The 6,243-nt window shown below is 63.2% G+C and carries 3 protein-coding genes; 2 read left to right on the forward strand and 1 reads right to left on the reverse strand.

Annotated features, from left to right (window positions below):
- Positions 1-220 precede the first annotated feature (220 nt).
- Both J2W46_RS31400 and J2W46_RS31405 read left to right on the forward strand, forming a co-directional pair.
- Complete coding sequence (locus J2W46_RS31400; protein WP_020066124.1) at positions 221-1,135, forward strand: helix-turn-helix transcriptional regulator; 915 nt, start codon at positions 221-223, stop codon at positions 1,133-1,135.
- Between the two features lie 176 nt (positions 1,136-1,311).
- Entirely contained in the window at positions 1,312-4,233 is a 2,922-nt protein-coding gene (locus J2W46_RS31405) for an ATP-binding protein (RefSeq protein ID WP_310359336.1), read from the forward strand.
- Positions 4,234-4,282: 49 nt separating this feature from the next.
- Here J2W46_RS31405 and J2W46_RS31410 read toward each other — a convergent pair whose 3' ends face one another.
- Positions 4,283-6,130, reverse strand: a complete 1,848-nt coding sequence (locus J2W46_RS31410; protein ID WP_310359337.1) for an HAD hydrolase family protein — start codon at positions 6,128-6,130, stop codon at positions 4,283-4,285.
- Positions 6,131-6,243: the final 113 nt, after the last annotated feature.

Consider the following 6,243-nt stretch of genomic DNA (forward strand, 5'->3'; position numbering starts at 1 on the left):
TTTTTGAGCGTCGGTGATTTGTGATAAGCAGCAAAGCTCCGAAGGCCGGGGCTCACGTAATTCTTATGATGTTTGATGCTTATTATTTGAGCGCACATTATTTTATCGACGTTTCCCAACCTCGGGAAAACCCGGCATAATGACAAATAACTTACAAATGATAATTTTTGAGTAACGACTAACGGCAGTTGAGGCGCTGCGACGACCCGAGGTGACGAACATGTTCAACGATATTCATGCATCCGCCGCCACGGCCGCACGTCCTAAAGACTCCCTCGGGTGTCTGTCGAGTCAGCTGCGCCAGGACCTCGAACTCGACACCGGCGAATTCAAGTTTTACCGCAAATGCACGTTGGGCAGCGACACGAGTCCCGTCACAATGGACGGCTCGGGCCGTGGTTTTCTGATCGGCGTATCGCTGCAAACAGGACACCGCCGGCGCATCTATTCGCAACATCGCTGGGTCACGCACGAGTTCGAGCGCGACTGCGTCTACGTCCGCGATTTCGCCGACGACTACCGCGCCGAACTGCTTGGCGGCTTCGACTTCGTGCTGATCGAACTGTCGCGCAATTTTGTCAGCGACGCCTGCCACGAGCGCGGCGGCAGCGGCCTTGCGCGCATCGCAACGGTTGCAGGCCGCAAAGATCCGGTGCTCGGGCATCTAGCGCAGGTGCTCGCGCTCACGCTCAATGCGCAAAGCGAGGCAAGTCCGCTTTTCATCGAACAACTCGGCGTGACCATCGGCACGCATCTGCTTGATCGCTACGGCGAGGCCTCGCGTCGGTCGAACCGCAACAACCGGGGCCTGTCCGCGTTGCAGGAAGCCCGCGCAAAAGAGATGCTGCTCGCCAGATCTCAGGGCAATGTGTCCATTGAAGAGATCGCGAGTGCGTGCAATCTGTCGCGCAGTTACTTCATTCAAGCATTTCGCGAGACCACGCAGCGCACGCCGCATCAATGGTTGCTGGAGCGGCGTATCGACCAGGCTCGTGAGCTTCTCAAGCACTCGAACCATTCGCTTTCGGAGATCGGCATGGCTTGCGGCTTTTCCGATCAAAGCCATTTCACGCGCACGTTTTCGCAGCTCGTCGGCATGCCGCCAGGACATTGGCGCCGTGAGGCTTGCCGATAGACGGTCAGCGATTTCGACACCACCCATTTTTCACGGTGCGCAGCCCATGCAAATGGACTTTCGTACAAAGCATCGCACTAACCGACAAGACTCGCACGATTTGATGCGGTAACTTCCGTCTTGTGGTACTGCAGGTTCTTCTCACCAAGCACGTTGTCCCGGAAGTTGAAAACGACATGATTGAACTAGGCCGCTTTCAAATCGATCTGGAACTGCGCACCTTATGGCGTGACGGCGAACGTGTGCCGCTCGGCTCGCGCGCCTTCGAGATTCTCGCAATGGTCGTCAAGGCCGGCGGACGCCTCGTCACGAAAGACGAGTTGATGGACGCCGTATGGCCGGATACGATCGTCGAAGAAAATAATATTCAGGTGCATTTGTCTGCACTGCGCAAGATTCTCGGCGCGGATCGCGATCTGATTCTGACCGTGCCTGGCCGCGGCTATCAACTCGTGCAACGGCAGCGAGCCGCGAGCGCCACGACGCCGCCAATCCCTGTGCCCGCTGGGCGCTCTCTTCCGCCTCCGCGCACGCCGCTCGTGGGGCGCGACACGGCCATCGCTCAAATCCGCTCCATGCTCGAACACACGCGCGTGCTGACGCTAGCCGGCGCCGGCGGCATCGGCAAGACGAGTCTCGCTATTGAAGCCGCCCGTCATGCCGCCGCAGATTTCGCGGAGCCCGTGTGGTTCGTTGAACTGGCCACGCTCGGCACGCGCGACGAAGTGCTGGCCGCCACCGCGCAAGGCTGCGGGTTGCCGGTCGAACACGGGACGCCGGGCCTCGCGCAAATCGCCTTGGTGCTTGCGGACCAGCGCCGTCTGCTCGTGCTCGATAACGCCGAACACGTGGTCGAGCACGTCGCTGAAATGGTCGAGGCATTGGTCGCTGCCAACGCGAATTTGCGAGTGCTCGTAACGAGCCGCGAGCCGTTGCGCATCATGGCCGAAGCGATTCTGCGGGTCGAGCCGCTCGACGTGCCGCAGCCTGGCTGCCTTGACGCGCAGATTCTGCAGCAATCCGCTGTCAGCCTGTTTTTGCTGCGCGCCAACTCGCTGCAGCGCGAAGTCGCCGCGGATAGCGCGGAACTGCGGCTCGTCGGCGAAATATGCCGGCGTCTGGACGGCATTCCGCTTGCGCTCGAACTGGCGGCGGCGCGCGTGGTGACACTCGGCGTGGTCGGTGTGCATCAACGGCTCGACGACCGCATGGCGATACTCGCGGGCGGCTATCGTACGGCGTTGCCGCGCCACCAGACCTTGCGCGCGACGTTCGACTGGAGCTTCGCGCTGCTCGATTCGGATTCGCAAGCGCTTTTCAGACGAACCGCGGTATTCGGCGGCGTCTTCAGCTTTGAAGCGATGTGCGCGGTCGCATGCGACGCGTCGCTGACGGTGGCCGATGCGATCAGCGCGATCAGCGAACTGCTTGCCAAGTCGCTCGTGAACGTGGAGTTCGATGGCCCCGTGGCGCGCTACCGTCTGCTGGAATCGACGCGTGCGTATGCGCTCGAAAAGCTGCAAGCCGAAGGCGAGCGGCAGGACATGGCCTTGCGCCACGCGCGCTATCTCTCGCAATGTTTCATGGCACACACGGCGCAAACGGTGGGTGGCAACGCGGATAGCGCCGCCGCCCTCAGGCACACGTTCGACGACGCACGCACCGCGGACGACTGGGCGTTTTCCGCCGACGGCGATGTGCACCTGGGCATCGAGCTCGCATCGAATCTCACGGGTGCGCTGCTCGACAATGGAATGATCGCGGAATGCTGTGAGCGCGCAAGCCGCGCGGTCGATGCATTGGACACGCTGCCCGCCGGCAGCGTCGATGCGCTCGGCGAGATGCGCGTATGCGCGGCATTGGCTTCCGCGCTGCCGCACGTGCGCGGCGCTGTGTCGACGTCTGAGCAGTTGTGGCGCAATGTCCTCACGCTCGCGACCGAACACGGTGACGCAGCATTTCAGGCACGCTCGCTCTGGGGCTTGTGGACCACCATGATTTCGAGCGGCAACATCCACGAGTCGATGCAGTTCGCGAAGCGCTTGCGGCAGCTCGCACACGCTCGCGCCAACCCGTGGCAGGAAACGCTGGCCGATCAGATTGTCGCGATTTCGCTGCATTGTCTCGGCCGACACGCCGAGGCGAAAGCAGAACTGCTGCGCACGCGCGACCGCTTTGCAGAACTCGAATACAGCGGGCAGCGCGACAATACGATCGCCGTCCATCCGCTTGTCTACTGCAACGGCACCCTCGCGCGCATTGCGTGGCTCGAAGGACATTGTGGCGAGGCGATGAAGCTCGTCGATACGCTCGTCGGCCTCGTGCGCCCCGACATCATGGAGCCATTGCTCACGCACACGCTCGGCGCCTCGGCCGCGCCGCTCGCGCTGATGTGCGGCGACCTCAAGCGCGGCGCGGTGTATCTGGAGATCATGCGCTCGCAGGCGGCGCTGCATGGCCTCGATGTCTGGCGCGACTACTGCAACTGTTTGTGCGCGTATCGCGACATTCTCGGCGGCGACCAGCAGCGCGGCATCGCGCTGCTGGAAACCTCGCTCAACGCGCTGATCGAGCGTGGTTTCCGGCGCCTCATCACGCTCTTCATCAGCGCCTATGCCGAGGCGCTCGTGGCAGCCGGACGTATCGACGAAGCGTCGCGCCGGCTCACCGATACGCTGCAGTTTTGCGAGGCCAACGGCGAGATGGTGTTCGCGCCCGAACTGTGGCGCGTGCTCGGAGTCGCCGCGCACGCGCAGCGCAAGCTCGCCGACGCCGAATCCTGCTTCGTCAAGGCAATCGACATGGCGCGTTCACAGGGCGCGAGAATGTGGGAACTGCGCGCGTCGCTGGCACTGGCTAGCTTACGGCAGGAAGACGGTCGCGCTCCCGAAGCACTGCAGATGCTCGAACGCATGGCGCTGTATTTCGATGCGCCGTCGAACGCCACCGACGTGCAGCGACTGTTCGATACGCTCGCAACAATGCGCGGCACGAAACACAAGAGCACTGCGCCTGCGGTCGCGGTGAATTCCGCGCCGACCGATTCGCCCAGGCGGGGCGCGCGCAAGACGGGCGGGAGCCTTGCACGCGTGGACTAGCCGATGCGTGGCAGATGCCGGTTTATTACGGTATCCGTAACATCTGCCATTACGCCGCGCCATCCTTTTGAGCCGAGGTTTCGGCCTTCAAATCGTCGGGCGCCGGAGCGTCTGCCGCCGGAGCGTCACGCTTCGTGGTCAGCACGGCCGGCATCGACGGATTCTCCGGCTGCGTATAGCGTTCCTGCACTGCAGCCTTGATTCGTGCGAGGCTCCCGGCTGCATCGAGCGAAGTGTCCTGCTCGATCTGCCGCGCCTGCGCCGCGAGATCCGGGTCGCCGATTTCCTTTTCGAACCACCGCGAATAGTCGCCCTGCTCGCGGTGATACTGCCAGGTGGCGGCGTCGACGCCCTCCGCGATCTCCACGAACAGCACCAGGTTATGCGCGCGCAGATTCAATGCACGTTCGGGCCCGCGAAAATAGAAACTGCGCTCGGGAATCAACAGCCCTTCCGCGTATTTTCGCCGATGCCTGAGCCGGTGCTTCGTGCCCGGTTCCAGCCGGATCACACCTTCGGGCGCCGGCTCGGTGAGACGCCATAGCAACGCCTCGCCGGGTTGCAGCTGCGTTTGCCCCAGCATATCGTCGACGTTCGGCACAGTGCGATCCGTCGCCTTCGCGAGTTCCTGCACGGCGTTGGCCGCGCTCGGACCCATTGCGAGCATCAGATTCACCTGGCGCAGGAACGCGCCGTCGAGTTGCTGCGGAGACACCGTGATCGCAAGCGCGGTCTCAAGCGTCTGCGGAATGGTCTGGCTGGCCCCGGCCCATCCAGCGGGAAACAGATGATGTGCCTCGTCGAACACGAGCCAATGCGGCCGCCCGGTTCGCACGCGCAACTGCTGCACTTCGAGCAGTAACGACGCGCAGAACGCGGGCCGCTCGGGCAGCGGCACGCGCAGCAGATTGACGGCCACCGCAGCACGCGGAGGACGCAGCAGCAACTGCACGACTTCCTCGATCAGCGGGGCGGTGTGCGCATCGCCGACCACGATCGTGTCTTCGTCGTTCTGGTAGTCGCCTTCCGGATCGATGATGCACAACTGCTGGTGCATGCCCGCCAACCGTTCAAGCAGGCCGGCGCAGGCGGTCGACTTGCCGCACCCCGATTCACCGGCGAGCAGCGCTACCGTGCCATGCGCCGCGCAATACTGGTCGGCCGGCTCGCCGCCGTCGCGCGCATGTCCAACAAGGACGCGACTGCGCGGCGTCATGCTCGCCCGTTCGCGCAAGTCGTCCTTTACCAGCGCGTCGACCAGTTCGGCGACACCCGCGCCCGCCGCCTGGCTCGTGATCATATCGGCGCGCTCCTTCAGGGCCGGTAGAGCATTGGCAACCGCCACCGAAAAACCGCACGCGTCGAGCAGCGCATGATCGTTCTCGGCGTCGCCTACTCCCGCCACATTGAACGCCGACAGCGCCAGTTCGCTTAACGCCTCCTGCAAGCCGCTTGCTTTCGATATGCCCGGCGAGACGATCATGACCGCCTCGCCGTTGAAGATGATCTGCAAGCCGAGCCCCAGGTCCCGAATCGCGGCGAGCGCGATCTGCTCGGCGGGCTTGATCGTCGCAATGAGCGTTTCGCTGACGCTGAAATGATGCAGGCCGCGACGCCTCAGTTCATCGACGAAAACGGGCGGCGGTGGCGGCGCGAGGAGCCGCCGTGTACCCGTCGACGGCGTATACAACACACCGCCGTTTTCCGCGACCACCCGCGAGAACATGTCGAGCCGCGGGCAGACGGCGAGCAGGTCGTCCATCTCCCTGCCGCTCACGAGGATCGCCTGGCGGCCCGAGGCGCGCAGGCGCTCGAGCGCATCCCACGTTGCGTCGGCGACGCGTCCGTCGGATGCGAGGGTGTTGTCGTAGTCGGTCGCAATGGCAAGAAATCGCATGAAAGACGCTCCGTAGTCCTGTTTCGCTGTTTCGCTGTTTCGCTGTTTCGCTGTTTCGCTGTTTCGCTGTTTCGCTGTTTCGCTGTTTCGCTGTTTCGCTGTTTCGCTGTTTC

The sequence above is a fragment of the Paraburkholderia strydomiana genome, assembly GCF_031456815.1.
Lineage (GTDB): Bacteria > Pseudomonadota > Gammaproteobacteria > Burkholderiales > Burkholderiaceae > Paraburkholderia > Paraburkholderia caledonica.

Bases quoted from the DNA above. Each gene is read 5' to 3' on its own strand.
- J2W46_RS31405 (WP_310359336.1), top strand. From the start codon at position 1,312: ATGATTGAACTAGGCCGCTTTCAAATCGATCTGGAACTGCGCACCTTA.
- J2W46_RS31410 (WP_310359337.1), bottom strand. From the start codon at position 6,130: ATGCGATTTCTTGCCATTGCGACCGACTACGACAACACCCTCGCATCC.
- J2W46_RS31400 (WP_020066124.1), top strand. From the start codon at position 221: ATGTTCAACGATATTCATGCATCCGCCGCCACGGCCGCACGTCCTAAA.